Source organism: Streptomyces rectiviolaceus (assembly GCF_039533825.1).
Classification (GTDB): Bacteria; Actinomycetota; Actinomycetes; order Streptomycetales; family Streptomycetaceae; genus Streptomyces; species Streptomyces rectiviolaceus.
The window spans coordinates 13,841-38,549 of the sequence record NZ_BAAAUG010000017.1; the positions used below are offsets into that span (position 1 = coordinate 13,841).

Annotated in this window: 22 protein-coding genes and 1 pseudogene; 11 read left to right on the plus strand and 12 right to left on the minus strand. The window is 70.7% G+C overall.

Going from position 1 to position 24,709, the window contains the following annotated elements; all coding sequences use genetic code 11:
* The 3 genes and pseudogenes from ABD378_RS03730 to ABD378_RS03740 all read left to right on the plus strand — a co-directional run.
* A pseudogene (locus ABD378_RS03730) lies at window positions 1-259 on the plus strand (molybdopterin dinucleotide binding domain-containing protein); the annotation flags it as partial.
* Window positions 260-380: 121 nt separating this feature from the next.
* Window positions 381-1,820 (plus strand): CitMHS family transporter, encoded by a 1,440-nt coding sequence (locus ABD378_RS03735; RefSeq protein ID WP_344518882.1) that lies wholly within the window; start codon window positions 381-383, stop codon window positions 1,818-1,820.
* A complete protein-coding gene (locus tag ABD378_RS03740) occupies window positions 1,820-3,082 on the plus strand; it encodes an MFS transporter (protein ID WP_344518883.1) in 1,263 nt (420 codons plus the stop codon). The genes ABD378_RS03735 and ABD378_RS03740 overlap by 1 nt, the downstream gene beginning before the upstream one ends.
* Before the next feature lie 94 nt (window positions 3,083-3,176).
* Here ABD378_RS03740 and ABD378_RS03745 read toward each other — a convergent pair whose 3' ends face one another.
* The 6 genes from ABD378_RS03745 to ABD378_RS03770 form a co-directional block, all read right to left on the minus strand.
* Window positions 3,177-5,417, minus strand: coding sequence for a beta-xylosidase/alpha-l-arabinosidase (locus tag ABD378_RS03745; protein WP_344518884.1), 2,241 nt, complete (start codon window positions 5,415-5,417; stop codon window positions 3,177-3,179).
* A gap of 13 nt (window positions 5,418-5,430) precedes the next feature.
* Window positions 5,431-6,321: a carbohydrate ABC transporter permease gene (locus ABD378_RS03750; protein WP_344518885.1), complete on the minus strand. Its 891-nt coding sequence runs from the start codon at window positions 6,319-6,321 to the stop codon at window positions 5,431-5,433.
* Window positions 6,318-7,220 (minus strand): carbohydrate ABC transporter permease, encoded by a 903-nt coding sequence (locus ABD378_RS03755; RefSeq protein WP_344518886.1) that lies wholly within the window; start codon window positions 7,218-7,220, stop codon window positions 6,318-6,320. Before ABD378_RS03755 ends, ABD378_RS03750 begins: the two co-directional genes overlap by 4 nt.
* Complete coding sequence (locus ABD378_RS03760) at window positions 7,217-8,542, minus strand: ABC transporter substrate-binding protein (RefSeq protein ID WP_344518887.1); 1,326 nt, start codon at window positions 8,540-8,542, stop codon at window positions 7,217-7,219. The genes ABD378_RS03755 and ABD378_RS03760 overlap by 4 nt, the downstream gene beginning before the upstream one ends.
* 148 nt (window positions 8,543-8,690) lie before the next feature.
* Window positions 8,691-9,704 carry a LacI family DNA-binding transcriptional regulator gene (locus ABD378_RS03765; RefSeq protein ID WP_344518888.1) on the minus strand — a complete coding sequence of 338 codons (1,014 nt, stop codon included), beginning with the start codon at window positions 9,702-9,704 and terminating at the stop codon, window positions 8,691-8,693.
* Between the two features lie 170 nt (window positions 9,705-9,874).
* Entirely contained in the window at window positions 9,875-11,089 is a 1,215-nt protein-coding gene (locus tag ABD378_RS03770) for a S8 family peptidase (protein ID WP_344518889.1), read from the minus strand.
* A gap of 316 nt (window positions 11,090-11,405) precedes the next feature.
* On the opposite strand from ABD378_RS03770, the gene ABD378_RS03775 reads away from it, so the two are divergent.
* The 3 genes from ABD378_RS03775 to ABD378_RS03785 all read left to right on the plus strand — a co-directional run bounded on the left by ABD378_RS03775 (window position 11,406) and on the right by ABD378_RS03785 (window position 15,616).
* Window positions 11,406-12,794, plus strand: a complete 1,389-nt coding sequence (locus tag ABD378_RS03775; protein WP_344518890.1) for an aldehyde dehydrogenase family protein — start codon at window positions 11,406-11,408, stop codon at window positions 12,792-12,794.
* A gap of 36 nt (window positions 12,795-12,830) precedes the next feature.
* A complete protein-coding gene (locus ABD378_RS03780; protein ID WP_344518892.1) occupies window positions 12,831-13,913 on the plus strand; it encodes a Zn-dependent alcohol dehydrogenase in 1,083 nt (360 codons plus the stop codon).
* Window positions 13,914-14,245: 332 nt separating this feature from the next.
* Window positions 14,246-15,616 carry an MFS transporter gene (locus tag ABD378_RS03785; protein ID WP_344518893.1) on the plus strand — a complete coding sequence of 457 codons (1,371 nt, stop codon included), beginning with the start codon at window positions 14,246-14,248 and terminating at the stop codon, window positions 15,614-15,616.
* Here ABD378_RS03785 and ABD378_RS03790 read toward each other — a convergent pair.
* From ABD378_RS03790 to ABD378_RS03800, 3 genes are all read right to left on the minus strand, one after another.
* A complete protein-coding gene (locus ABD378_RS03790; RefSeq protein WP_344518894.1) occupies window positions 15,582-16,640 on the minus strand; it encodes an urea transporter in 1,059 nt (352 codons plus the stop codon). The genes ABD378_RS03785 and ABD378_RS03790 overlap by 35 nt on opposite strands.
* A gap of 60 nt (window positions 16,641-16,700) precedes the next feature.
* Window positions 16,701-17,405 carry an ArsR/SmtB family transcription factor gene (locus ABD378_RS03795; protein ID WP_344518896.1) on the minus strand — a complete coding sequence of 235 codons (705 nt, stop codon included), beginning with the start codon at window positions 17,403-17,405 and terminating at the stop codon, window positions 16,701-16,703.
* Window positions 17,406-17,470: 65 nt separating this feature from the next.
* Entirely contained in the window at window positions 17,471-18,121 is a 651-nt protein-coding gene (locus ABD378_RS03800; RefSeq protein ID WP_344518897.1) for a TetR/AcrR family transcriptional regulator, read from the minus strand.
* A gap of 91 nt (window positions 18,122-18,212) precedes the next feature.
* On the opposite strand from ABD378_RS03800, the gene ABD378_RS03805 reads away from it, so the two are divergent.
* The 3 genes from ABD378_RS03805 to ABD378_RS03815 all read left to right on the plus strand — a co-directional run bounded on the left by ABD378_RS03805 (window position 18,213) and on the right by ABD378_RS03815 (window position 20,449).
* Complete coding sequence (locus tag ABD378_RS03805; protein WP_344518898.1) at window positions 18,213-19,364, plus strand: acyl-CoA dehydrogenase family protein; 1,152 nt, start codon at window positions 18,213-18,215, stop codon at window positions 19,362-19,364.
* An 86-nt stretch (window positions 19,365-19,450) separates the two neighbouring features.
* The gene (locus tag ABD378_RS03810; protein WP_344518899.1) at window positions 19,451-19,747 is read left to right on the plus strand and encodes a YiaA/YiaB family inner membrane protein; all 297 of its coding nucleotides are present in this window, start codon (window positions 19,451-19,453) and stop codon (window positions 19,745-19,747) included.
* A 69-nt stretch (window positions 19,748-19,816) separates the two neighbouring features.
* Window positions 19,817-20,449: a TetR/AcrR family transcriptional regulator gene (locus ABD378_RS03815; protein ID WP_344518900.1), complete on the plus strand. Its 633-nt coding sequence runs from the start codon at window positions 19,817-19,819 to the stop codon at window positions 20,447-20,449.
* Between the two features lie 44 nt (window positions 20,450-20,493).
* Here ABD378_RS03815 and ABD378_RS03820 read toward each other — a convergent pair whose 3' ends face one another.
* Window positions 20,494-20,958, minus strand: a complete 465-nt coding sequence (locus ABD378_RS03820) for a MaoC family dehydratase (RefSeq protein ID WP_344518902.1) — start codon at window positions 20,956-20,958, stop codon at window positions 20,494-20,496.
* A gap of 116 nt (window positions 20,959-21,074) precedes the next feature.
* Between ABD378_RS03820 and soxR the strand changes: the two genes are divergently transcribed.
* Window positions 21,075-21,545, plus strand: coding sequence for a redox-sensitive transcriptional activator SoxR (gene soxR / locus ABD378_RS03825; protein WP_344518904.1), 471 nt, complete (start codon window positions 21,075-21,077; stop codon window positions 21,543-21,545).
* On the opposite strand, the gene ABD378_RS03830 is transcribed toward soxR, so the two are convergent.
* Together ABD378_RS03830 and ABD378_RS03835 are read right to left on the minus strand one after the other, a co-directional pair.
* Complete coding sequence (locus tag ABD378_RS03830; protein WP_344518905.1) at window positions 21,499-22,857, minus strand: uracil-xanthine permease family protein; 1,359 nt, start codon at window positions 22,855-22,857, stop codon at window positions 21,499-21,501. The two genes, soxR and ABD378_RS03830, sit on opposite strands and share 47 nt — an antisense overlap.
* Before the next feature lie 4 nt (window positions 22,858-22,861).
* Window positions 22,862-24,010 (minus strand): aryl-sulfate sulfotransferase, encoded by a 1,149-nt coding sequence (locus ABD378_RS03835; protein ID WP_344518906.1) that lies wholly within the window; start codon window positions 24,008-24,010, stop codon window positions 22,862-22,864.
* A 77-nt stretch (window positions 24,011-24,087) separates the two neighbouring features.
* Between ABD378_RS03835 and ABD378_RS03840 the strand changes: the two genes are divergently transcribed.
* The gene (locus tag ABD378_RS03840; protein ID WP_344518907.1) at window positions 24,088-24,666 is read left to right on the plus strand and encodes a helix-turn-helix domain-containing protein; all 579 of its coding nucleotides are present in this window, start codon (window positions 24,088-24,090) and stop codon (window positions 24,664-24,666) included.
* The last annotated feature ends 43 nt before the right edge of the window (window positions 24,667-24,709 follow it).

Consider the following 24,709-nt stretch of genomic DNA (forward strand, 5'->3'; position numbering starts at 1 on the left):
GGCCGCCGGCGGCGGGCTCACCGTCCCGGTGGAGGTGACCGACGCCGTGCGCCCCGGAGTGGTCAGCCTGCCGCACGGCTGGGGCCACGACCGCCCCGGCACGCGCCTGGCCGTCGCCGCCGAGAATCCCGGGGCCAATGTGAACCAGCTCCTGGACGGCACCCTCCTCGACCCGCTCTCCGGGACGTCCGTACTGAACGGCTTCCCGGTGTCCCTCAAGCCACTCGTTCCGGCGGCGACTCCGGCAGCAACTCGTTGACCTGGAGTTTTGCGCTTATTGCTCACACGTCAACATCTTGTTAACGCTGGAGAACGGGTCCTAACGTCAACCGGACCGCCAGACCTGGTGGGAGTTCGATGGTGAACGTTAGGTAGCCCCCATGCTGACAATCCTCGGATTCGTCATGATCGCCACCTTCCTGGTGCTGATCATGATGAAGAAGATGTCGCCGATCGCGGCACTGGTGCTGATTCCCGCGCTCTTCTGCGTGTTCGTAGGAAAGGGAGCCCATCTCGGGGACTACGTCCTCGAAGGCGTCGGGAATCTGGCGCCCACGGCGGCCATGCTCATGTTCGCCATCGTGTACTTCGGCGTCATGATCGACGTCGGCCTCTTCGACCCGATCGTCCGGGGCATCCTGCGCTTCTGCAAGGCGGACCCGGTGCGCATCGTGGTGGGCACCGCCCTGCTCGCCGCGATCGTCTCGCTCGACGGCGACGGCTCGACGACCTTCATGATCACGGTCTCGGCGATGTATCCGCTCTACAAGCGCCTCAAGATGAGCCTCGTCGTCATGACGGGCGTCGCGGCCACCGCCAACGGCGTCATGAACACCCTGCCCTGGGGAGGCCCGACGGCCCGCGCCGCGACCGCGCTCAAGGTCGACGCGGCCGACATCTTCGTCCCCATGATCCCGGCGCTCGCCATGGGCCTCGTGGCGGTCTTCCTGCTCTCCTACGCACTGGGCCTTCGGGAGCGCAAGCGGCTCGGCATGCTCTCCCTGGACGAGGTCCTGGAGAAGGAGACGGCGAGCGAGACGGTTCTGGTGGGTGCCGCCGGCGGCGGCACCGGCGGGCGCATGTCGCTCACGAAGAAGACCACCGGGGGAGCCGGGTCGGGCACGGACGCCGCTGACAGCGTCGACGCTTCTGGTGAGGCCGCCGAAGAGGACGATGGCTTCCAGGGGCTCGACCCCAACCGCTCCACCCTGCGACCCAAGCTCTACTGGTTCAACGCCGGTCTGACCGTGGTCCTGCTCACCGCCATGATCATGGAGTGGCTGCCGATCCCGGTCCTCTTCCTGCTCGGCGCCGCGCTCGCCCTGACGGTCAACTTCCCGCACATGCCCGACCAGAAGGCGCGCATCGGCGCCCACGCGGAGAACGTCCTCAACGTCACCGGCATGGTCTTCGCCGCCGCCGTCTTCACCGGCGTCCTCCAGGGCACCGGCATGGTCGACAGCATGGCCAAATGGCTCGTCGACGCGATCCCGGAGGGCATGGGCCCGCAGATGGGCCTGGTGACCGGCCTCCTGTCGCTGCCGCTCACGTACTTCATGTCGAACGACGGCTTCTACTTCGGCGTCCTGCCGGTCCTCGCCGAGGCGGGCCAGGCGCACGGCGTCGGCACCCTGGAGATCGCCCGCGCCTCGATCGCGGGCCAGGCCCTGCACATGTCGAGCCCGCTGGTGCCCGCCGTGTACGTCCTCGTCGGCATGGCCAAGGTCGAGTTCGGCGACCACACCAAGTTCACCGTCAAATGGGCCGTGCTCACCTCGCTCGTGGTACTCGGCTCCGGAATCCTCTTCGGCATCATCTGATGCCATCGACACCGGGCCGAGCCTGGTTGCTGCGCCTCGTCATCGCCTTCAGCTTCGCGCAGGGGGCGGTGTCGATGGCGCGTCCGGCCGTCTCCTACCGGGCACTCTCGCTGGGCGCAGACGAGATGGCGATCGGCGTCATCGCCGGTGTGTACGCCCTGCTCCCGCTCTTCGCGGCCGTGCCGCTCGGCCGCAGAACGGACCACGGCCGGTGTGCGCCGCTGCTTCCGGTCGGCGTGGTCCTGATCTCCGGAGGGTGCGCGCTCAGCGGCACGGCCGGGTCGCTCGGGGCGCTCGCCGCCTGGAGCGGCGTGATGGGCCTTGGCCACCTCTGCTTCGTGATCGGCGCCCAGTCGATCGTCGCGCGGCAGTCAGCCCCCGCCGAACAGGACCGCAACTTCGGGCACTTCACGATCGGCGCCTCGCTGGGGCAGCTGATCGGGCCGATCGCCGCGGGTTCCCTCATCGGCGGGGACATGGGGCGCACGAGTGCGTTCGCCCTGCTTGTCTCGGGGGCGGTCGCCGCGGTCTCCTTCACCTCGCTGTGGCGCATCGAGCACGTCCGACCGGCCGCGGGACCGTCGAAGCGGGGCGACAAGATCCCGGTGCTCGGCATCCTGCGCACCCGGGGCGTCCCCGCGGGGATCTTCATCAGCCTCGCGGTGCTCTCCGCGACGGACATCCTCACGGCCTACCTGCCGGTGGTCGGCGAGCACCGCGGCATCGCGCCCGCGACGGTCGGCGTGCTGCTCTCGCTGCGGGCCGCGGCGACGATCGCCTGCCGGCTCGTGATGACGCCGCTGATCAATCTGCTCGGCCGTACGGTGCTGATCGTCGTCACGTGTCTGCTGGCCGCCGTGCTGTGCGCGGGGGTCGCGCTGCCCGTGCCGGTGTGGGGGCTCGGGGTGATGCTGGTGCTGCTGGGGTTCTGTCTGGGGGTCGGGCAGCCGTTGTCCATGACGACGGTGGTGCAGGCGGCTCCGGAGGGGGCGCGGTCAACCGCGCTCGCGCTGCGGCTGACGGGGAACCGGCTGGGGCAGGTTGCCGCGCCTGCCGGGGCGGGGCTGATCGCCGGGGTGGCGGGGGTTGCGGCGCCGTTCGTGATGCTCGGGGGGCTGCTGTTGGTGGCCGCCGGGTTGGGGTTGAGGCGGAGCCCTGCGGGGCTTTCCCCAACCCCACCCCTTCCCGGCTGTGACATCAGCGGCTCCGCCGCGGAGGGGGCTCCGCCCCAGACCCCGCTCCTCAAACGCCGGAGAGGCTGAGACAGTCCGGACCGGCGGAGTATCCAGCCCGTCCGGCGATTGAGGACGAACTCGGCGGAGCCGGTGATCGACGGTCACCGCGCGGCAGGGCCACTCACTTCACCCGCATCTCACAGCGCAGCCGCCGCTCATGGCCCACGATCCGCTCAGGCCCCGTCAGGGTCAGCCGCACCCGGTGGCGTACCGCCGTGCTGGACGCGGCCACGCGGAGTTCCAGCGCGCCTGGTTCCACGATCCGGTGACCCTCAGGGCCCGTGTACGACGCCAGGTCGGCGTGGAACGTGGCGTGGACCTCCGCGGACTCGCCGGGGGACAGCGGCACGCGGGCGTAGCCGACCAGGCGGGCCACGGGGAGCGCCACCCGGGCCACGGGGTCGTGGAGGTAGAGCTGGACGACCTCGGTTCCGTGGCGCTCACCCGTGTTGGTGACCGTGACGCGCACGGTCGTCTCGCCGTCCGTGGGCAGCTCGGCGGGGACGTCGGACACGTCCCACGCGAACGTCGTGTACGAGAGGCCGTGCCCGAAGGGAAAGAGCGGCGTCGGATCGAGGTTGCTCGCCTCGCCGCGGTGGCCGAGCGGGGGAGCCAGATAGGTCCAGGGCTGGCCCGTCGGCTCGCGGGGCACGCTGACGGGCAGCCGCCCCGACGGATTGACCCGGCCCGAAAGGACGCCCGCGACCGCACCGCCGCCCTCCTCGCCCGGGAAGAACGCCTGCACCACCCCGGCAAGGCGGTCGGCCCAGCGCCCGAGCGCGTAAGGGCGGCCGGTGAGCAGGACCAGGATCGTGGGGGTTCCGGAGGCGATGGCCCGGTCGATCAACTCGCCTTGCCCGTCCGGTAGTTCGAGGTCCGCGGCGTCGCATCCCTCGCCCGACGTGCCCCGCCCGAAGAGCCCGGACCGGTCCCCGGCCACGACCACGCAGACATCAGCGTCCCCCGGGTCCGCCGGGTCCGCCGGGTCCGCCACGAACATCGCCTCCGGGAACTCCGCACGCAACGCCTGGAGCAGCGTCGGAACGGCTACCCCCATCGGCAACCGCGGGTGCTCGACGCCCACATGGCGCGGAAAGGTGTAGCAGCCGAGCATCGCCGCCGGGTCGTCGGCGAGCGGGCCCACCACGGCGATCCGTGTGCCGGGCGCCAGGGGGAGGGCCCCGGCCGCGTTGGCGAGCAGGACCACCGACTCCTCGGCCAACTCGCGGGCCAGCAGCCGCATATGCGGCGGATCGAGGTCGACGTCCGCAGGTGGTGTGGGCGGGGCCGCCGTCCAGTCCGGGTCCAGAAGGCCCAGCTCGCACTTCTGGGTCAGTACGCGCAGGGCGGCACGGTCCACCGCGTCCTGCGGCGGGGTTCCCGCCCCGAAGCACCGCACCGCCGGGAACTCGATGTCCACGCCCGCCGCAAGGGCCAGCGCGGCGGCCCCCGCCCTGGAGTCCGTGACCCCGTGGGCCGACTCCAGGAAGGACACCCCGAAGTAGTCCGATACGACGGTCCCGGTGAACCCCCAGTCCTCGCGCAGGAGTTGGGTGAGCAGCGCGTGGTGGGCGTGGGCCGGGAGGCCGTCCAGGTCGTTGTACGCGGGCATCACCGAGCGGGCGCCCCCGTCCCGTACCGCCATCTCGAAGGGCGGCAGGATCACGTCCGCAAGCTCGCGCGGGCCGATGGACACGGGGGCGTGATTGCGGGCCCCGCGCGAGGCCGAGTAGCCCGCGAAGTGCTTGAGCGTGGCGACGATTCCCGCCGACTGCAGGCCCTGGACGTAGGCCGTTCCGATGGTCGCCACCAGGTACGGGTCCTCGCCGATCGACTCCTCCGTGCGGCCCCAGCGCGGGTCGCGTACGACGTCCAGGACCGGGGCGAGCCCCTGGTGGACGCCGACCGATCGCATCGACGCGCCGATGGCTTCGGCCGTCCTGCCCACCAGTTCGGGGTCGAAGGAGGCGCCCCAGGCGAGCGGCGTGGGGAAGACTGCCGCCTGCCAGGCGGTGAACCCGGTGAGGCACTCCTCGTGCGCGACGGCGGGCAGGTCGAAGCGGTTCGCGGCGCGGATGCGTTCCTGGAGGGCGGCGAGCCGGGCCGCGCCATCGGCCGGTTCCACCGGGGCCGTGCCGAACGGGCGTGTCACCTGGCCGAGTCCATGGGGGAGCAGCTCATCCAGGTCGACGCGTTCCGCCACCTCGTGCTGGAGCGGCGCCACTTCGCCGCTCTCCTGGGCGTCCGAGCCGGGCCAGACGCTGCAGAGCTGGGCGAGCTTCTCCTGTGCGGTCATCCGGTCGAGCAGGTCGGCGGCCCGCTCGGGCGCGGGCAGCGTGGTGTCCTGCCAGGGGTGGACCATGGAACTCCTCAAGTCAGCGGCCGCCCGCGCCCATCAGACCGTCGACCAGCTGACGGCGGGCGAAGAGGTACACGGCGAAGATGGGCACGATGGACAGGACCACGGCGGCGAGCAGCGCCGGCACGTCGACGCGGAACTCGCCGACGTAGTCGTAGAGGCCGAGGGTGAGCACCCGGGACTCGGGGGACTGGGTGAGGATCAGCGGGAAGAGGAAGCCGTTCCAGGCCTGCAGGGCGGTGTACACGGCGGCCGTGGAGATTCCTGAGCGCGACATCGGCACGACCAGGCGCAGCAGGATGCGGGTCGGTCCCGCGCCGTCGAGGGCCATGGACTCGTACAGCTCCTCGTCGATGTCCCGCATCGAACCGGCCAGGATCAGCACGCTCACGGGCAGCGCGAACGCGGCCGTCGGCAGGATCACGGCGAGCAGCGAGTCGTACAGCTGCAACTTCGTGATCAGCAGGAAGACCGGGATGATCACCGCCTGCGCGGGGATCGCGAGGCCGAGCAGGAACATCTGGAAGATGCGCTGGGCGCCCCGGCCCCGCGCACGCACCACCGCGTAGCCGACGCACACCCCGAGCACCAGGACGATCGCGACACAGGCGACCGTCACCACCGCGGTGTTCAGGAGATAGGTGAAGAAGCTGCTGTCCAGGACGCGGCGGTAGTTGTCGAGGGTCGGATCGGTGGGGACGGAGAGCGGGCCGCGGTCGAAGTAGGCGTCGCGCGACTGGAGGGTCGTGGCGAGCAGGACGTACAGCGGCAGCGCGATGATCACCAGCCAGAGGAGCGAGGCGGCTCCGGCGGGGAGGTTGGGGCGGGTGCGTCGTCGGCGGAGCGTCTTGTGCGGCGGTCGCGCGGGACTGCGGGTGCCCGGCCGCTGCTCCGGGGTGCCGGTCACAGGCCCTCCCGGGTCGAGCGCATCGCCGCGAAGCCGGTGAGCCTCACGAGCAGCAGCGAGATGCCCGTCGCGACCACGACGAGCGCCGTGGCGATCGCGCTCGCGTAGCCCATGTCGCGGGAGACGAACCCGGTCTCGTACATCCAGTAGGGGACGATCGTGGTGTCCGTGCCCGGACCGCCCTCGGTGAGGATCAGGACGGTGTCGAAGAACGTCAGCGCACCGACCACCATCAGGACGGACGAGGTGATGACGGTGTTGCGCAGCTGCGGCAGCGTGATGTGGAAGAACTGCCGCACCGTGCCCGCCCCGTCGATCGACGCCGCGTCGTAGAGGGAGCGCGGGATCTGCCGGGCGCCGCCCTGGTAGAGCAGCGTGTGGAACGGGATGAACTGCCAGGCCGCCACGAAGAGCACCGCCCCGAACGCGCCGCGCGAGGAGCCGAGCACATCGCCGTCCTCGAAGCCGATCCACGGCCCGATGTCGGCGATCAGACCGAAGTTGGGGTCGAGCAGGGTCTTCCAGAGCAGTGCGAGCGCCACGGACGAGGCGAGCAGCGGCAGGAAGAAGACGGCGCTCAGCACGGCGCGGTTCTTCTGCCGACCGGCCGCCCAGACGCCGAGAAGCAGCGCGATCGGGGTCTGCACGAGCCAGGTCAGCGCGGTGAGCAGCAGGCTCAGGACCACCGCGCCCCGCATCGTGGAGTCCTCCCACAGGCGGCGCCAGTTGCCGGTGCCGCTGAAGGAGGGGAGGCCGCCGAGGCCGTCCCACTCGGTGAAGGAGAGATAGCCGACGAGCAGGAGCGGGCCGAGCGCGAAGCAGAGGAAGAACAGGGCGCCGGGCGCGGCCCACAGGAGGCCGGGGCGCCCGGGGCCCCTGCGCGCGGGGGACGGACTCACTTCACGTCCCGCATCGCATCGGCGAAGCCCTTCGGGCTCAGGTCGCCGTTGAAGAGCTTCTGCAGGTTGTTGGTGAGCGGGGCGGTGAACCTGGCGGGCAGCGCCTGGTCCCAGGAGAGCGTGAAGGACGGGGCCTGGCTCACCATGTCGTACTGGTACGTGGCGTACTCGGGGTTCTCGTGCGCGGTGAGCTGTTCCTTCGCGTCCGAGGTCGCCGGCACGTCCCCGTTGGCGACCAGGTCCTTGGCGTAGCTCTGCTGCGAGGCGAACTTCAGGAACTCCACTGCCGCGTCCCGGCGTTCGCCCTTCTTCACCCGGGTGGCGTTGACGGACCAGTAGTTGGTGGGGTTGCCGACGACGTCCTTGGGGTCGCCCTTGCCGCCGGGCACCGCGGGGAACGAGGTCCAGCCGAGGCCCGACTTGGCGAACTCCTTCTGGTTGGCCTTCTGGTTGGCGTACTCCCAGCTGCCCATCAGGTGCATGGCGGCCTTGCCGCGGGCGAAGAGGGTGGAGGCGCCGTCCGCCGTGTAGTTGACGGACTTGTAGTTCTTGCCGAACGCCCCGCGGTCGACCAGATCGCGGATCGTCTCGCCCGCCTTGATCATGGCGGGGTCGTTCCACGCGGACTTGTCGCCGTCCACGATCTTCTGGAAGACCCCGGGACCGCCGAACCTGTCGAGGAGGTACTCCAGCCACATCAGCTCGGTCCACGGATCGGCGCCCGCGAGCGCGAACGGCGTGACGCCCTTCTCCTTGAAGGTGTCGATCAGGTCGAGCATGTCGTCCCAGGAGGCGGGGGGTTCGGCGCCCGCCTCACGGAAGACCTTCTTGTTGTAGAAGAGGATCACCGGCTGCATGCCGCGCATCGGAACGCCGTAGTACGTCCCGTCGATGCGGCCCGCGTCGAGGATCGAGGGGATGAACGCCTTCTTCAGGGCGGGGTCCTTCTTCATGTACGGGCCGAGGTCGACCAGCATGTCCTTGGCCGCGAAGTCGCTGATGGAGCCGCCGCCCCAGTTGAAGAAGATGTCGGGGGCGTTGGCGGTGCCCATGGAGGTGCGCATCTTGTCCTGGTAGCCCTCGCCGGGGATCTCGACGAGTTTCACCTTGACGTCCGAGGTCTTGTTGAAGCGGTCGACGACCTTGCGCTGCACGGCGGCCGACGGGTCGCCGTAGACCCAGGCCTCGAGCGCGGCGCCACCACCGCCCGCGCTGTCCTGCGGTCCGCCGCTGCCACAGGCGGAAAGGCCGGTGGCGGCGAGCGTCAGGGCCGCGGTGGCCAGGGCCGTACGTATGCGTCGGCGCAGGGGAGGGGTAGGCATCGCAGCGCACCTTCCGGAAGAGTTCCGAAAATTATCGGTCGATGCGCACGGAAGTTACGGGCGGCGCCCGGACGTGTCAACGCTCCTGACAGGAAAGGGAGTTCGGGGGGCGATGAGGGGAGGGGCGTGGAGCGGCGTGGAGGAGACCTCAGACCCGCGGCGCGGTACTCGCCCGCACCACGAGCTCCGTGGCCAGCTCGATCCGGGGCGACGCGGGCTCCTCGCCGAGCGCGAGCCGCAGTACCGTACGGGCCGCCAGTTTCCCCATGTCGGATAGGGGCTGGCGCACGGTCGTCAGCGGCGGCGCGGACCAGCTGACCTCCGGCAGATCGTCGAAGCCCACCACGCTGAGGTCCTCGGGGACGCGAAGACCGCGTCGCCGCAGGGCCTCGATCGCGCCGAGGGCCATCTGGTCACTGGCCGCGAAGAGCGCGGTCGGCGGCTCGGCGAGGCCGAGCAGTTCGCCCGCTCCGGCGAACCCGGACGCGTGGTAGAAGTCGCCCGGCACGATCAGCGCGTCGTCGACGGGCACACCCGCGCTCTCCAGCGCCGCCCGGTAGCCGTCGAGCCTGGCCCGGGAGCACAGCAGCCTCGGCGGACCCGCGATGAAGCCGATCCTGCGGTGGCCCAGGGAGAGCAGATGCTCCGTCGCGGCCATCCCGCCCGCCCAGTTGGTGGCGCCCACGGTCGGTGCGTCCAGGGCGGGTGATCCGGCCGGGTCGATCACGACGAGCGGCACGCCGAGCCGCCGCAGCTCGTCGTGGAGCATCGGCTCCAGGACGGAGGTCACCAGGATCACGCCGTCCGACGCGCGGGCCCGCAGGTTCTTCATCCACTGCCGGGCCGAGCCGGACGCGCCGTGGATCGCGGAGACGACCGTGCCCGCACCTGCCGCGTGCGCCACTTCCTCGACGCCACGGATGATCTCCACGGCCCAGGGGCTGTCGAGGTCGTTGAAGACCAGGTCGACGAGGGCGGCGCGGCTGCCGGGCGCGGTCGCCCGCCGCTCGTAGCCGTGCTCGCGCAGCAGGTCCTCGATGCGCGCGCGGGTCTCCTCCGAGACGTCGGACCGGCCGTTGACCACCCGCGACACCGTCGGCACCGAGACGCCCGCCTGCCGGGCTATCTCCGTGATGGTCACCTTGCTCCTGGACCGGCTCACTTCCCCACCTCCATCGAAACCTTGCAGAAGTCTTCCGGAACACCGGAGTTGAGGGGAAGCCTAAAGGAGAGGGTGGTCGGACGAGCGGACACACGGATGTTCCCCGGAGGCGCCGGCTGCCTCCGGGGAACGGGGTGCTGCGTGGAAACTACCCGGGGACTACCCGGGGACTACGGGACGATCTTCAGCAGCCTGTTCGGCGAACCGGTGCCCGGGCTCGTGACCTTGCCCGAGGTGGCTCCGTTCACCAGCGCCGATGAGACCTGCGCGGGCGTCGCCGATGAGTGGCCCGCGAGGTAGACCGCCGCGGCGCCCGCGACATGCGGAGTGGCCATCGACGTACCGGAGATGGTGTTGGTGGCCGTGTCGCCGGTGTGCCAGCCCGCCTTGATCGAGACGCCCGGCGCGAAGATGTCCAGGACCGAGCCGTAGTTGGACCAGCTGGCCTTGGCGTCCGTGTTGCTTGTGGCGCCCACCGTGATGGCCGCGGGGACCCGGGCCGGGGACGACGAGGAGGCGTTGACGCCCTCGTTGCCCGCGGCGACCGCGTAGCTGACGCCGTCGGCGATGGAGTTCTTCACCGCGTTGTCCAGCGAGGTGGAGGCGCCGCCGCCGAGCGACATGTTGGCCACGGCGGGGGCGCCCGCCGCGTGGTTGCTCGTCACCCAGTCGATGCCCGCGATGACACCGGCGGTCGTGCCGGAGCCGTTGTTGTCGAGCACGCGGACGGCCACGATCTTGGCCTTCTTGGCGACGCCGTACGTCTTGCCCGCGATGGTGGTGGCCACGTGCGTGCCGTGGCCGTTGCCGTCCTGGGCGGTGTTGTCGCGGTCCACGGCGTCGTAGCCGTTGACCGCGCGCCCGCTGATCTCGGAGTGCGAGATGCGTACGCCGGTGTCGATCACGTACGCCGTGACGCCCGAACCCGCGGTGTCCGGGTAGGTGTAGGTGCCGGACAGCGGCAGGCTCGTCTGGTCGATGCGGTCGAGGCCCCAGGGGGCGTTGGTCTGGGTCGCGTCCGCACGGACCGTCCGGTTCTGCTCGACGGAGGCGACCGCGGGGTCGGCGGCGAGACGTCTCGCCTCCGCCGCGCTGAGGTCGACGGTGTATCCGTCGAGCGCGGACTTGAAGGTCTTCTTCACCGACCCGCCGTACTCGGATATCAGGCCCTTGCCTTGGGTCGAGGCGGCCTTGAAGCCCGAGTTCTTCTTCAGCGTGACGATGTAGCTGCCCTTGACGGCGTCGGCGGATCCTGCCCCGATCACGGTGCCCTCGGTGGGGGCGGCCTGGGCCGGAAGGGCGGTGACCGCACCGAACAGAGTGGCGGCGGTTGCGGTCGAGATCGCCGCGGCGATCACAGTCTTCTTGCTGCGCAGCATTGCCATTACGAGGGAGTCCTCCTCATAGGCGGCGCGCGCCCTGGGTCGGGCGGCGCAACTGTGGGGGCGTGTGCGTGATCGCACACACAGCCGGGAGCGGTGCGTTCCGCTCCCGGCGCGCTCAGCAGAATGTCGGCTCTACGGGCGTAGATCAAGGGAGTTGGCGCCTTGACATGTGTCTGTCACATGCACGAAATCGAATTTCGGAGGAACGCGTGGGGGTAGGTGACGAGCCGGGGTGAATGTCCCCGGTCCCGACGCCCCTGGTGCCGAAAAACTATCAGCGCTAGTTTGGGGTGCGGACGACTACCTGAGGAGTGCGATGAAGGCCCACGACGGCATGTACATCGGCGGCGCCTGGCGGCCCGCCGTCGGTACGGACACGATCACGGTCCTGAACCCGGCCGACGAGCAGCCGATCGGTCAGGTCCCCGCCGGCACGGCACAGGACATCGACGCGGCGGTGCGCGCCGCCCGCGAGGCTTTCCCCGGCTGGGCGGCGACCCCGCCCGCGGAGCGTGGCGCGCTCATCGGGGCGCTCCGTGACCAGCTGGTCGCCCGCAAGGACGAGATCGCCGAGACGGTGACGGCGGAGCTCGGCTCCCCGCTCCCGTTCTCGCAGATGGTGCACGCGGGCGTGCCGATCCTGGTCTCCGGTTCGTATGCCGAGCTCGCGGCGACGTACGCCTTCGAGGAGAAGATCGGAAACTCCACCGTCTACATGGAGCCGGTCGGTGTGGTCGGCGCGATCACGCCCTGGAACTACCCCCTCCACCAGATCGTCAACAAGGTGGCCCCGGCGCTCGCCGCTGGCTGCACGGTGGTCCTGAAGCCCGCCGAGGACACCCCGCTCACCGCCCAGCTCTTCGCCGAGGCCGCGCACGAGGCGGGCATCCCCGCCGGTGTCTTCAACCTGGTCACCGGCCTGGGCCCGGTCGCGGGCCAGGCGCTCGCCGAGCACGACGACGTCGACCTGGTCTCCTTCACCGGCTCGACGGCGGTCGGCAAGCAGATCGGCGCGACCGCGGGCGCGGCAGTCAAGCGGGTCGCCCTGGAGCTCGGCGGCAAGTCCGCCAACGTCATCCTGCCAAGCGCCGACCTGGCCAAGGCGGTCAACGTCGGCGTCGCCAACGTCATGTCCAACTCGGGCCAGACGTGCAGCGCGTGGACCCGCATGCTGGTGGACTCCGCGCGGTACGACGAGGCGGTCTCGCTCGCGGCGGACGCGGCGGCCAAGTACGGCTCCCGCATCGGCCCCGTCGTCAACGCCAAGCAGCAGGCGCGCGTGCGGGGTTACATCGACAAGGGCGTCGAGGAGGGCGCCCGCGTGGTGGCCGGCGGCTCCGAAGTGCCGCGCGAGCAGGGCTACTTCGTCCAGCCGACGGTCTTCGCCGACGTCACCCCCGAGATGACGATCGCCCAGGAGGAGATCTTCGGCCCGGTCGTCTCGATCATCAGGTACGAGGACGAGGACGAGGCCCTGCGGATCGCGAACGGCACCGTGTACGGCCTCGCGGGCGCGGTCTGGGCGGCCGACGACGCGGAGGCCATCGCCTTCGCCCGCCGCATGGACACCGGGCAGGTCGACATCAACGGCGGCAGCTTCAACCCCCTTGCCCCGTTCGGCGGTTACAAGCAGTCGGGGGTGGGCCGGGAACTGGGCCCGCACGGGCTCGCGGAGTACCTCCAGACGAAGTCGCTCCAGTTCTGAACCCCTGTTCCGCACCTTCACAAGGAGTACGTCACCGTGGTCCGCGCCGCTGTTCTGCCCGCCGTCGGCTCTCCTCTGGAGATCACCGAGATCGACCTGCCCGAGCCGGGCCCCGGCCAGGTGCGGGTGCGCCTCGCCGCCGCCGGGGTCTGCCACTCCGACCTGTCCCTGACCAACGGCACGATGCGGGTGCCCGTGCCCGCCGTGCTCGGGCACGAGGGCGCGGGGACGGTCGTTTCCGTGGGCGAGGGGGTCACGCATGTCGCGCCGGGCGACGGTGTGGTCCTCAACTGGGCGCCTTCTTGCGGCAGTTGCCACGCCTGCACGCTCGGGGAGGTGTGGCTGTGCGTGAACGCGCTTGCCGGTGCGGCCGACGTGTACGCCCGCCGGGCATCGGACGGCGCCGACCTCCACCCCGGCCTGAACGTCGCCGCGTTCGCCGAGGAGACGGTGGTCGCGGGCAACTGCGTGCTCCCGGCCCCGGACGGCGTCCCGCTGACGGACGCGGCACTCCTCGGCTGCGCCGTGCTCACCGGATACGGCGCGGTGAACCACTCCGCGAAGGTCCGCGAGGGCGAGACGGTGGCGGTCTTCGGTGTCGGGGGAGTGGGCCTCGCGACGCTCCAGGCGGCACGGATCGCGGGTGCCTCGCAGATCATCGCGGTCGATGTCTCCCCGGAGAAGGAGGAGTTGGCGCGGTCGGCAGGGGCGACGGAGTACGTGGTCGCCTCCGAGAAGACGGCGAAGGACATCCGCGGGCTGACCGGCGGCCAGGGCGTGGACGTGGCGGTGGAGTGCGTGGGGCGTGCGGTGACGATCCGTACGGCCTGGGAGTCCACGCGGCGCGGCGGGCGTACGACGGTGGTCGGCATCGGCGGCAAGGATCAGCAGGTCACCTTCAACGCCCTGGAGATCTTCCACTGGGGGCGGACGCTTTCGGGGTGCGTGTACGGGAACTCGGACCCGGCGGTGGACTTGCCGGTCCTCGCTGACCACATCCGTGCGGGGCGTTTTGACCTGGGGGTCCTGGTGACGGATCGGATCGGGCTGGAAGGGATTCCCGCGGCCTTCGAGAACATGGTTGCGGGCAAGGGTGGGCGGGCGCTGGTGGTGTTCTAGGCCCAGGTCAGAGCGTTTTTCTTTCCCCAATCCCGCCCCTTCCCGAAACCATGGGGCTCCGCCCCCTGGACCCCCGACAAGATGGCCTCAAACGCCGGCCGGGCTGAATTTCGGCCCGTCCGGCGTTTGAGGACGAACTCGGCGGAGCCGGTGATGACGGCAGTCAAAGCCCCCGAAAGGCCCCTGCGCCGAGCGGGTTTTTGGGAAGGGGCGGGGTTGGGGAAAAACCTCCCTGCGTGAACCGTTGACCACATACCCACTGGTCGGTACGGTCCCTGCAATCACACGCCCACCCCCCGTCCCGTCCCCGGACCCACCGGAGTGTGCACCGCATGGACCCCGCACCGTCCGCTCCCTCAGCGGCCCCCCACCCCGACTCCGCTCAGTCGCAGAACCAGAACCCGGCGGATCCCCACCGCCGCAAGGTGGCCACGGCGGCCGCTCTCGCCTCGGCCGTCGAGTGGTACGACTACTTCGTCTTCGGCATCGCCGCCGCCCTCGTCCTCGGCGACCTCTACTTCCCCTCCGGCAGCTCATCCGCCGGAGTGCTCGCCGCGTTCGCCACCTTCGCCGTCGGCTTCCTGGCCCGCCCCATCGGCGGCATCATCGCGGGCCACCTCGGCGACAAGCGCGGCCGCAAGCCCATGCTCGTCCTCGCGCTGACCCTGATGGGTCTGTCCACCACGGGCATCGGCCTGCTCCCCACGTACGAGACGGTCGGCATCGCCGCGCCGATCCTCCTCGTCACCCTCCGCGTGTTCCAGGGCATCGCGGTCGGCGCGCAGTGGGGCGGCGCGATGCTGATGGCCACGGAGTACGCCCCCGAGGGCAAGCGCGGCCTCTACGGCAGCCTGGTCCAACTGGGCGTCCCCATCGGTGTGGTGACCGCCAATACGGTCTTCCTGGTCGCCGGGGCCGTCACCAGTGAGAGCACCTTCGAGGCGTGGGGATGGAGGGTGCCCTTCATGGTCGGGATCCTCGTGCTCGTACTCGCCTGGTACATCCACACGCGCGTCGAGGAGACCCCCGAGTTCCGCGAGGCGGAGCGGGCGCTCGCCGAGAAGGAGAAGAACCAGAAGGGCGCGGGCGGCGAAGGCGGCAACTCGCCCCTGCGCACCATCCTCCGCCACCACCTCGGCACCGTCTTCCTCGCGGGCGGCTCCTTCGCGGTGAACACGGCGACCTTCTACATCATCATCACCGGTGTCCTCGACTACACCACCCGTGAACTCGACATGAAGCGCAGCGCGGTCCTCACCGTCTCGCTCTGCGTCAGCCTCACCCAACTCGCCCTGATACCGGCATCCGCCGCGCTCTCCGACCGCATCGGACGGCTGAGGATCTACGCCCTGGGCGCCGCGGGCCTCGCGGTCTGGGCCGTGCCGATGTTCCTGCTCATCGACACCGGCTCACTGCTGTGGCTGGCCGTCGGCACCTTCGTCACCAGCTGCTTCCTCAGCATCATGTACGGGCCGCAGGCCGCGCTGTTCGCGGAGTTGTTCACGGCCGAGATGCGCTACACGGGAGCCTCGCTCGGTTACCAGATCGCGGCCGTGTTCGGCGGCGGGCTCGCGCCGTTCGTGATGGTGCTGCTCCTGGAGGCGACGGGCACCTCGATGGCCGTCTCCGCGTACATCATCGGCCTCGCGGTGATCGCCCTGATCTCCATCAAGGTGCTTGCGGGGCGGGCGAGTTCCCGCTGACGACGCCGCCGGTCGACGGCACATCCGGCTCCGGCTCCGGCACCGTCACGTCCGACGGCGCCGGAGCCGTCGTACGCAGCCGTGAGAAGGACCTGGCCGCCGCCAGGAACGCGAGCGTCGTCAGGACGAACGGCCAGGTGAACGTGTGCCCGCCGGACGGTGCGAGGAGCGCCGACATCGCCGAGCTGACGGCCGTCGCGGTGGCGGCGCCCACGAGTGCGTACGCGAGCGTGGCGCCCCGCGCCGGAAGGAAGACGCCGCACAGCGCGAGCGCGACGAGCACCGAGTTGTATCCCATCGTGCCGTCCGCGATCTGCGCGGCAGGTGCCCCGAGCGCCCACGCCGAACCGATCCCGACCGCGCTGCCGAGGCATGCCACGGCCCCCGCGCGACGGCTCGCGACAAAGAGGCCCACGAGCAGCACCGCACCGACGTACCACTGCGGCATGAAGAAGATCTGCGCGAAGTCGGCGAAGAACGCCCGTGCCAGATCGGGGAGGTGGAGCGAGGTCGGGCCCGTCGCCGCGCGCGTCAGTGCGGCCAGGGCGTCCCCGTGGTGCCAGACCCGCTCGAAGCCGGGGGCGGCGATAGTCATCGCGCTCGCGAGCAGGCAGTACGGCAGCGTGAGCGAGGGCAGGTCCCAGACGGCGAGGAGGTTGACGGCCGCAGCCGTCACGACCGTGACCACCACGCAGCCCGCGAGGGCGAGCACCGCCGTGGACAGATGCCCGGCGCCGAGGAACACCGCGAAACACAGGGCGGTGAGGCACGCGTTGAAGCCGTCGAGGCCGGTCGACACGCGGTCGTGCGCCGCCCCGAGGAGCCGCGCCGTGGCCGTGCCGACGGCCGTTCCCGCCAGGCCGTAGAGGCCGTACTCCCAGCCCGCGGCGAAGAGCGCGACGCAGAAGACGCCGCCCGCCGCCGCGCTGGGCAGGAAGGTGACCTGCGCCTGGCCGCGCAGGACGTGAGTGGCGAAGGGCAGGATCCCAAGTGGCGGACGCCTGGCATCCGTTGAGTGCCGCACGGTTCACTCCCGTGTTACGTCCATGTTTCACCCGACAAGACAGATGCACCTTACATCTACCTATCGGGGCGCGACGATGCCGAGGTGCGCATCCAGGGCCAGCGCCCCCGCCGGAGTCACCTTGACCGCCCGCTCCGTACCGATCCGCACGCACCACCCGGCGTCCAGCGCATGGCGGCACAGCGCCGCGCCCGCGACACCCGCCAGGTGCGGCCTGCGTTCCGTCCAGTCGAGGCAGGCGCGGGCCAGCGGGCGCCTGCCGGTGCGTTCCAGGCCGATGCCCAACTCCCCGAACCAGCCGATCCCTTCGTCGGTCAGGGCGAATCCCGCGTCCTGCCGCAGCAGCCCGCGCTCCGTCATCGCGCGGGTGATCGTGATCCCCAAGTGGCCCGCCAGATGGTCGTAACAGGTGCGCCCCCGCGCCATGGCCCCGCTCGCACTGGACTCCCGCAGCGTGCGCGGCGCCCTGACCGCGGCCCCGCCGGGCCGCACGTACGCGGTCAGGTCCTCGACCAGCTGCGCCACCCGCGCGTCGGCGAGACGGACGTAGCGGTGTCGCCCCTGCCGCTCCTCGGTAAGCAGCCCGCCCGCGACCAGCTTCCCCAGGTGCTCGCTCAGCGTGGACGCGGCGACCCCGGCGTGCCGCGCCAGCTCACCCGCGGTCCAGGCGCGGCCGTCGAGCAGCGCGAGCAGACAGGCGGCGCGCGTCTCGTCGGCGATGAGCCCGGTGAGCGCGGCGAGGCGGGGGGTGGCGGGATCCGTCATGGTTCAAGAATGCGCCGGGAACCGTTCGGCGCGCGCCGAACGATCGTCCGCCCGATGCCGAACCGTCACCCGGTGGGCGCCGCCACCTGCGCGTACTGGAGCGCGAGGCCGTCGAGCAGCGCCCGCAGGCCCGTCTCGAAGGCCCGCTCGTCGATCTCCTGCTGGCGCTCGGCCAGGAGGTGTGCCTGGCCCAGGTGCGGATAGTCGGCCGGGTCGTACGCGGTCTCGTCGTCCACGAAGCCGCCGGCGAAGGAGCCGAGCGCCGAGCCCATGATGAAGTACCGCATCAGCGCGCCGATCGACGTGGCCTGCGCGGCGGGCCAGCCCGCGTCGACCATCGCCCCGAACACCGCGTCCGCGAGCCGCAGTCCGGCCGGGCGGCGTCCGGGCCCCGAGGCGAGCACCGGGACGATGTTGGGGTGCAGGGTGAGCGCCGCGCGATAGGAGACGGCCCAGTCGTGCAGCGCCGTGCGCCAATCGCGCTCGTCGGCGGCCTCAAACATCGACAGGTCGACCTTCGCGCTCACCGAGTCCGCGACCGCCTCCAGGATCTCGTCCTTCGTGCGGAAGTGGTTGTAGAGCGAAGGCCCGCTGACCCCGAGCTCGGCGGCGAGGCGGCGCGTCGAGACGGCGGCGAGGCCCTCGGCGTCCACGAGAGCGCGCGCCGTCGCGACGATGCGTTCTCTGCTGAGGAGGGGCTTGCGCGGTCGGGCCATGCGGCACATAGTAGGGCTGCCGTAAGAAACTAGCAGTGCTAATTTAAATCTGGTCCAAAGATCCAAGAGTCGACCCGAAGAGGTGCCCGCGATGAATCTGGAGCTCAGCGAGGAGCAGACCGCCGTCCGGCAGCTGGCCAAGGACTTCGTGGCCCGCGAGATCGCCCCGCACGTCATCGAGTGGGACCGCGCCGAGAGCGTGGACCGGTCGATCGTGAAGAAGCTCGGCGAGGTCGGCTTCCTCGGGCTCACCATCGATGAGGAGTACGGCGGCTCGGGCGGCGACCACCTCGCCTACTGCCTGGTGACCGAGGAGCTGGGGCGCGGCGACTCGTCCGTGCGCGGCATCGTGTCGGTCTCGCTTGGCCTTGTCGCCAAGACCATCGCGTACTGGGGGAGCGAGGAGCAGAAGCGGCAGTGGCTGCCGGGGCTCACCTCGGGGGAGCTTGTCGGCTGCTTCGGGCTCACCGAGCCGGGCACCGGATCCGACGCGGGGAACCTCTCGACGAAGGCCGTGCGCGAGGGTGATTCCTACGTCGTCAACGGCTCCAAGATGTTCATCACGAACGGCACCTGGGCCGATGTCGTGCTGCTCTTCGCGCGGACGAACGACGCCCCCGGACACAAGGGCGTCTCCGCCTTCCTCGTGCCCACCGACACCCCCGGCCTGAGCCGCCGCACCATTCACGGCAAGCTCGGCCTGCGCGGCCAGGCCACCGCCGAGCTGGTCCTCGAGGACGTCCGTGTCCCGGCGTCGGCCATGATGGCGCCCGAGGGCAAGGGCTTCTCGGTCGCCATGTCGGCGCTCGCCAAGGGGCGGATGTCGGTCGCCGCCGGGTGTGTGGGCATCGCCCAGGCCGCCCTCGACGCGGCGGTGACGTACGCGACCGAGCGCGAGCAGTTCGGCAAGGCCATCGCGGGGCACCAGCTGGTGCAGGAGCTGATCAGCGACATCGCGGTGGACGTGGACGCCGCGCGCCTGCTGACCTGGCGGGTCGCCGACCTCATCGACCGAGGGCAGCCCTTCACCACGGAGTCCTCCAAGGCCAAGCTGTTCGCATCGGAGGCCGCGGTGCGCGCCGCCAACAACGCGCTGCAGGTCTTCGGCGGCTACGGCTACATCGACGAGTACCCGGCGGGCAAACTGCTGCGCGACGCACGCGTGATGACGCTCTACGAAGGCACGAGCCAGATCCAGAAGCTGGTCATCGGGCGGGCGCTGACCGGGGTCTCGGCGTTCTGAGCGCGTGGTCCCCGAGTGCGGGCTGAGTACGTGAGCTGAGTACGGGAGCGGATGTGGCGCCGCCCCTCGCGGGCGAAGCTCTGACCATGAGTGAGACACCGGCACCGGTCAAGCAGCAGAGCACCACCGCCTACTACGGTCAGGCCATCGCGTCGTTCGCCGTGGCGATCGCCGCCGTGGCGATCGGCGTCTACAGCCTCGACGTCAGCGGCTGGATCCGCGCCTTCCTCGCCATCTCCGTCCTGTACCTGACGACCTCGGCGTTCACCCTCGCCAAGGTGATCAGGGACCGGCAGGAGGCGGACCAGCTCGTCAGCCGCGTGGACCAGGCCCGTCTGGAGAAGATTCTCGCCGAACACGACCCGTTCAAGCCGGTGGCCTGACCGGCGTCCTAAGCGCTTGCTCACCGTCAGGGGTATGGTGTCCCTCCCGACCGGCGGAAGGAGTGGGCGATGAGCACGGCGGAGCAGACCGAGGGCGATGACCTGCCATGGGGCGAGGTCACGCCTGATGCGGCACGGCGGCTGCTTGTCGCCGCCGTCGAGGCCTTCGCCGAGCGTGGGTACCACGCGACGACGACCCGGGACATCGCAGGCCGCGCCGGCATGAGCCCGGCGGCGCTCTACATCCACTACAAGACCAAGGAAGAGCTGCTCCACCGCATCAGCAGGATCGGCCACGACAAGGCCCTGCGGGTCCTGCGCACCGCGGCCGACGGTCCGGGCAGCGCGGCGGAGCGCCTCGCCGACGCCGTACGCTCCTTCGTCCGCTGGCACGCCGATCACCACACCACCGCACGCGTGGTCCAGTACGAGCTTGACGCGCTCGGCGATGAGCACCGCACGGAGATCGTCGCGCTGCGCCGCCAGTCGGACGCCGCCGTGCGGGACATGATCAACGACGGGGTGCGGAACGGGGAGTTCGACGTCCCCGACGTGCCGGGCACCACGCTCGCCGTGCTCTCGCTCTGCATCGACGTGGCCCGCTGGTTCAACGTCGCGGGCACCCGGACGCCCGACGAGGTCGGCGCGCTCTACGCCGACCTCGTGCTGCGGATGGTGGGGGCCCGGCCGCAGGCTTCCTGAGGCCCGCGCCCCAGGAGTGCCCGCGCCTCAGAAGTGCCCGCGCCTCAGAAGTAGTAGCGGGACACCGACTCCGCGACGCACGCGGGCTTCTCGCCGCCCTCGCGCTCGACGGTGACCACGGCGGTCACCTGGACGCCGCCGTCCTTGGTCTGCTCGACCTCCTTGAGTACGGCGGTCGCCCGTACCCGGGACCCCGAGGGGACCGGCGAGGGGAAGCGGACCTTGTTGGTGCCGTAGTTGACGCCCATCTTCATGCCCTCGACCCGCATGACCTGCGGCACCAGGCTCGGCAGCAGCGACAGGGTCAGATAGCCGTGCGCGATGGTCGTCTTGAAGGGGCCCTGCGCCGCCTTCTCCGCGTCCACGTGGATCCACTGGTGGTCGCCCGTGGCGTCGGCGAACAGGTCGATCCGCTTCTGGTCGACCTCCAGCCATTCGCTGTGCCCGAGTTGCTCGCCGACTCCGGCACGCAGGTCGTCGGCCGACGCGAAGATCCTCGGCTCTGCCATGTCCCTGGCCTCCTCAAAGTAATCGAACTAAGCGCTTGCTCAGCATGCGGTGTGCGTCGACGTGTGTCAACGGACCAGTCATCAGGGTTGACGGGCCAGCCATTAGAGTGTGAGGGGTGCCCCAGATCCCAGAGAAGATCCATGAGCTCACGGTCGGCCAGCTCTCGGCGCGCAGCGGCGCGGCCGTGTCCGCCCTGCACTTCTACGAGTCCAAGGGCCTGATCACCAGCCGCCGTACGTCGGGCAACCAGCGCCGCTACCACCGTGACGCGCTGCGCCGCGTCGCCTTCGTCCGCGCCGCCCAGCGCGTCGGCATCCCGCTCGCCACGATCCGCGAAGCGCTCGACTCGCTCCCCGAGGAGCGCACCCCCACCCGCGAGGACTGGGCTCGCCTTTCGGAGGCCTGGCGCTCGGAACTGGACGAGCGCATCAATCAGTTGGGCCGTCTGCGCGATCACCTCACGGACTGCATCGGCTGCGGCTGTCTGTCCCTGGAGACGTGTGTGCTCTCCAACCCGGACGACGTCTTCGGCGAACGCCTCACCGGCTCCCGTCTGTTGGTGGAGCGCCGGCCTCGGGCGTCGTGACGTCGCGCGTCGTGACCTCGGGTGCCGTGACCTCGGACGCCGTGGCCTCGGGCCGTTCGCGCGGGCCCAGGTGGCGGAAGGCCACGCTCAGGATCACCGCGGCGAGCGCCCCCGCTGCCACTCCGCTGCCGAGGATCGTGTGCGCCCAGGGCGGCAGCGGCGCGTACAGGCCGGGGGTCATCACCGGCAGCAGCCCCGCGACCAGGGCGAGGGCGACCACCACGCTGTCGGTGCCGTGCGTGAGGTCGACCCGGGAGAGCATGCTGAAGCCGAGGACGGCGATCACCGCGTAGATCACCAGGCCTGCGGCGCCGACCACCGGCTCGGGGATGGCGGCGAGCAGCCGGGTCAGCGGCGTCAGCAGGCCGCAGACGACGAGCAGCACGCCCGCGCCCGCCGTGACGAACCGGCTGCGTACGCGCGTGAGTTGGACGATGCCGATGTTCTCCGCGCTGGTCACCATCAGCGACGTACCGAAGACGCCGGCGCCCAGCGAGACGAGGGCGTCGGCGCGGGCGATGCGCGGCACGTCACGGCCCGCGTCCGGGGTGCGGCCGACCGCCTCGCTGTTGAGCACCGTCTGGCCGGTGGCCTCGGCGAGCGAGGCGAGCGCGAAGACGAGCAGGGGGATCGCGGCGAGCAGGTCGAAGTGCGGGGCGCCGTAGGGGAAGGGGTCCGGCAGGGCGAGCGCGGCCCCGGACGCGAGATGGATGTCCGTGCCGAGCAGGAGCGCGATGGCGGTGCCGCCCGCGAGACCGAAGAGCACGGCCATCTGCCGCCATACGCCCCGCAGGACGAGGAAGAGGACCGCGATGACCCCGAGCGTCGCGAAGCCGGGGCTGGGACCCGACGCCACCATCGGCGCGGTCACCTTGATCATGTTGATGCCGATCAGGACGACCGTCGTTCCCATCACCAGGGGTGGGAAAAGCCGCACGACCCGTCCGTAGAAAGGCAGTACGCAGATGAGGAACGCGGCGGCGATGAGCACGGAGCCGGACGCCGTCGCGGCCCCGTACTCCTTCCCGATCTGCAGGAAGATCGCCACCGCGGCCCCGCCCGGCAACATCAGGAACGGCAGCCGGGCGCCGACGCGCAGCGCCCGCACCCCGAGTGACTGGAACAGCGCCCCGATGCCGCACAGCACCAGTGTGGCGCTGAGCAGCGAGGCCGTCTGACCGGCGGTCAGGCGCAGCGTCGTGCCGATCAGGATCACCGAGGAGACCGGTGCCGCGATCCCGGCGAGCAGATGCTGGAGGGCGAGCGGCGCGAGGCGCGGCAGGGGCAGGCGCTCGTCGACGGCGGCCACCACGGGCTCAGCCCTTCGCTGGTACGGAAGCCGGGGTGAGCCAGGGCAGTTCGGACGCGGCGTAGCGGTAGGCGCGGAAGACGGCGTTGGGTTCGGAGGGGAAGAGCTTGCGGACTTCCTCCTCCTCGTAGCCGCCGAAGAACGGGACGACGTACTCCCAGCACAGATAGCCGTCCGCGGTGACCTCGAAGAGTCGGCCCGCGGGGGAGTCGGTGACCAGGGTGTTGCCGTTCGGAAGGCGCTGGGCGCTGCCCATGAAGGGCGCGAAGAACGACTCGCGGGCCGGGTCGTGGTACTCCCAGACGACCTTGCCGCTCGCCCGCTCGATCTCGACGACCCGGCTGAACGGCACGTCCCAGTGCGGCCGGAAGACGCCGTTGTCGAAGACGAGGAAGTTGCCGTTCGGCAGCTCGGTGGGGCAGTGCTGCTGGGAGACGACGCCGGGCTCGGAGCGCCAGATGATGTCGCCCGTCTCGCGGGATATGACGACGACGGCGGAGACCGAGCGGAAGCTGGCGAGGATGTTGCCGTCGCTCGTCGGCAAGACGCTGTTGATCAGCGGGTAGTGCTCGCGGGCGTAGTCCGGGTGGAGCGGGAAGTCCGCGCGGCCGAGGTGTTCGGAGACCTTCCACTCCCAGGTGGTGTTCCCCCTGGCGTCCACCTCGACGATGGTGTCCGCCCAGATGGTGCCGCCGTCGGCCTCGGATCCGGGTACGCCGCCGCGGACGGCCGCGGCCTTCGCGCCGGTCAGGGGTTCGAGCGCGGTGTAGAGAAGCCGTCCGTCGCCGTAGTGGTGCGCGTCGTGGTGCTGGAAGCGGTCGCGGTGCTCGCGCAGGACCGTGCCGTCCGGGGCGATCTCCTGCATGATTCCGCCGCGGTACTTGTGCCACATGGGGAAGAGCGCGGGCTCGTCGGGCAGTACGCCGTTGTAGGCGAGGTTCCCGTTCGGGAGGATCCGCGCGTGGCGTCCCGGGCGGTGCGGGAGGTTCCACTGGTGGGCGATCTCGCCGTGGGCGTCGATGAGGTAGACCTCGCCGGTGCCGGTGAGCGGTGCGAAGAGGGTGTAGCCGCCGTAACTGGCGTCCTCGTCCAGGGCCATCAGGCCGGTGCCGCGGCGGCGGCGCTGATTCTGGTCTACGGGGGGCAGGGGTGTCATGGGGGCGTCCTCTCGTCGTCTGCTTAAGTTTCTTAAGCGGTGCGGAAGACGTTAACCCAGGGGATAGCATTCGCGATATGGGTACGAGTGAGTCGAGTGATGCGGGCACCCCGCAGATCGGTCCCGGGATCCGCAGGCTTCGCCGCGCCCTCGATCTGACGCTGGCCGATGTGGCGGCGCGGGCGGGGGTCTCTGCGCCCTTCCTCAGCCAGGTGGAGAACGGCCGCTCCCGGCCCAGCATGGGGTCCCTGCAGCGCATCGCCGACGCCCTGGACACGACGGCCGTCCAGCTCCTGGCCTCGGCGGAACCGCCGCGGCCGGTGGATGTGGTGCGGGGCGGGTCGGGCGGCGAGGGTGGGCAGGAGGCCCGGATGCGTCCGCTGGTCCGCGGGCATCAGCGGCTGCACGCCCTGGAGTTCACGGGTGACCACGACTGGGGCCGCGAGTACCGCCACCGCAACGACGAGCTCCTGTACGTGGTCGACGGCTCGGCCGAGGTGGAGGCGGACGGTTCCGTGTACCGCCTGGATCGAGGGGACACGCTGTACTGCGCGGCAGAACTGCCGCACCGGTGGCGGCCGTTGGAGGAGGGGACGCGGGTGCTGGTGGTGGGGATCGCTGATGGGGTGCGGGTGGTTGACGACAGGGGGTGCTGAGGCTGGGCGGTGGTGGTCCGTCTGTGGGTGCGGTGCCGCGCCG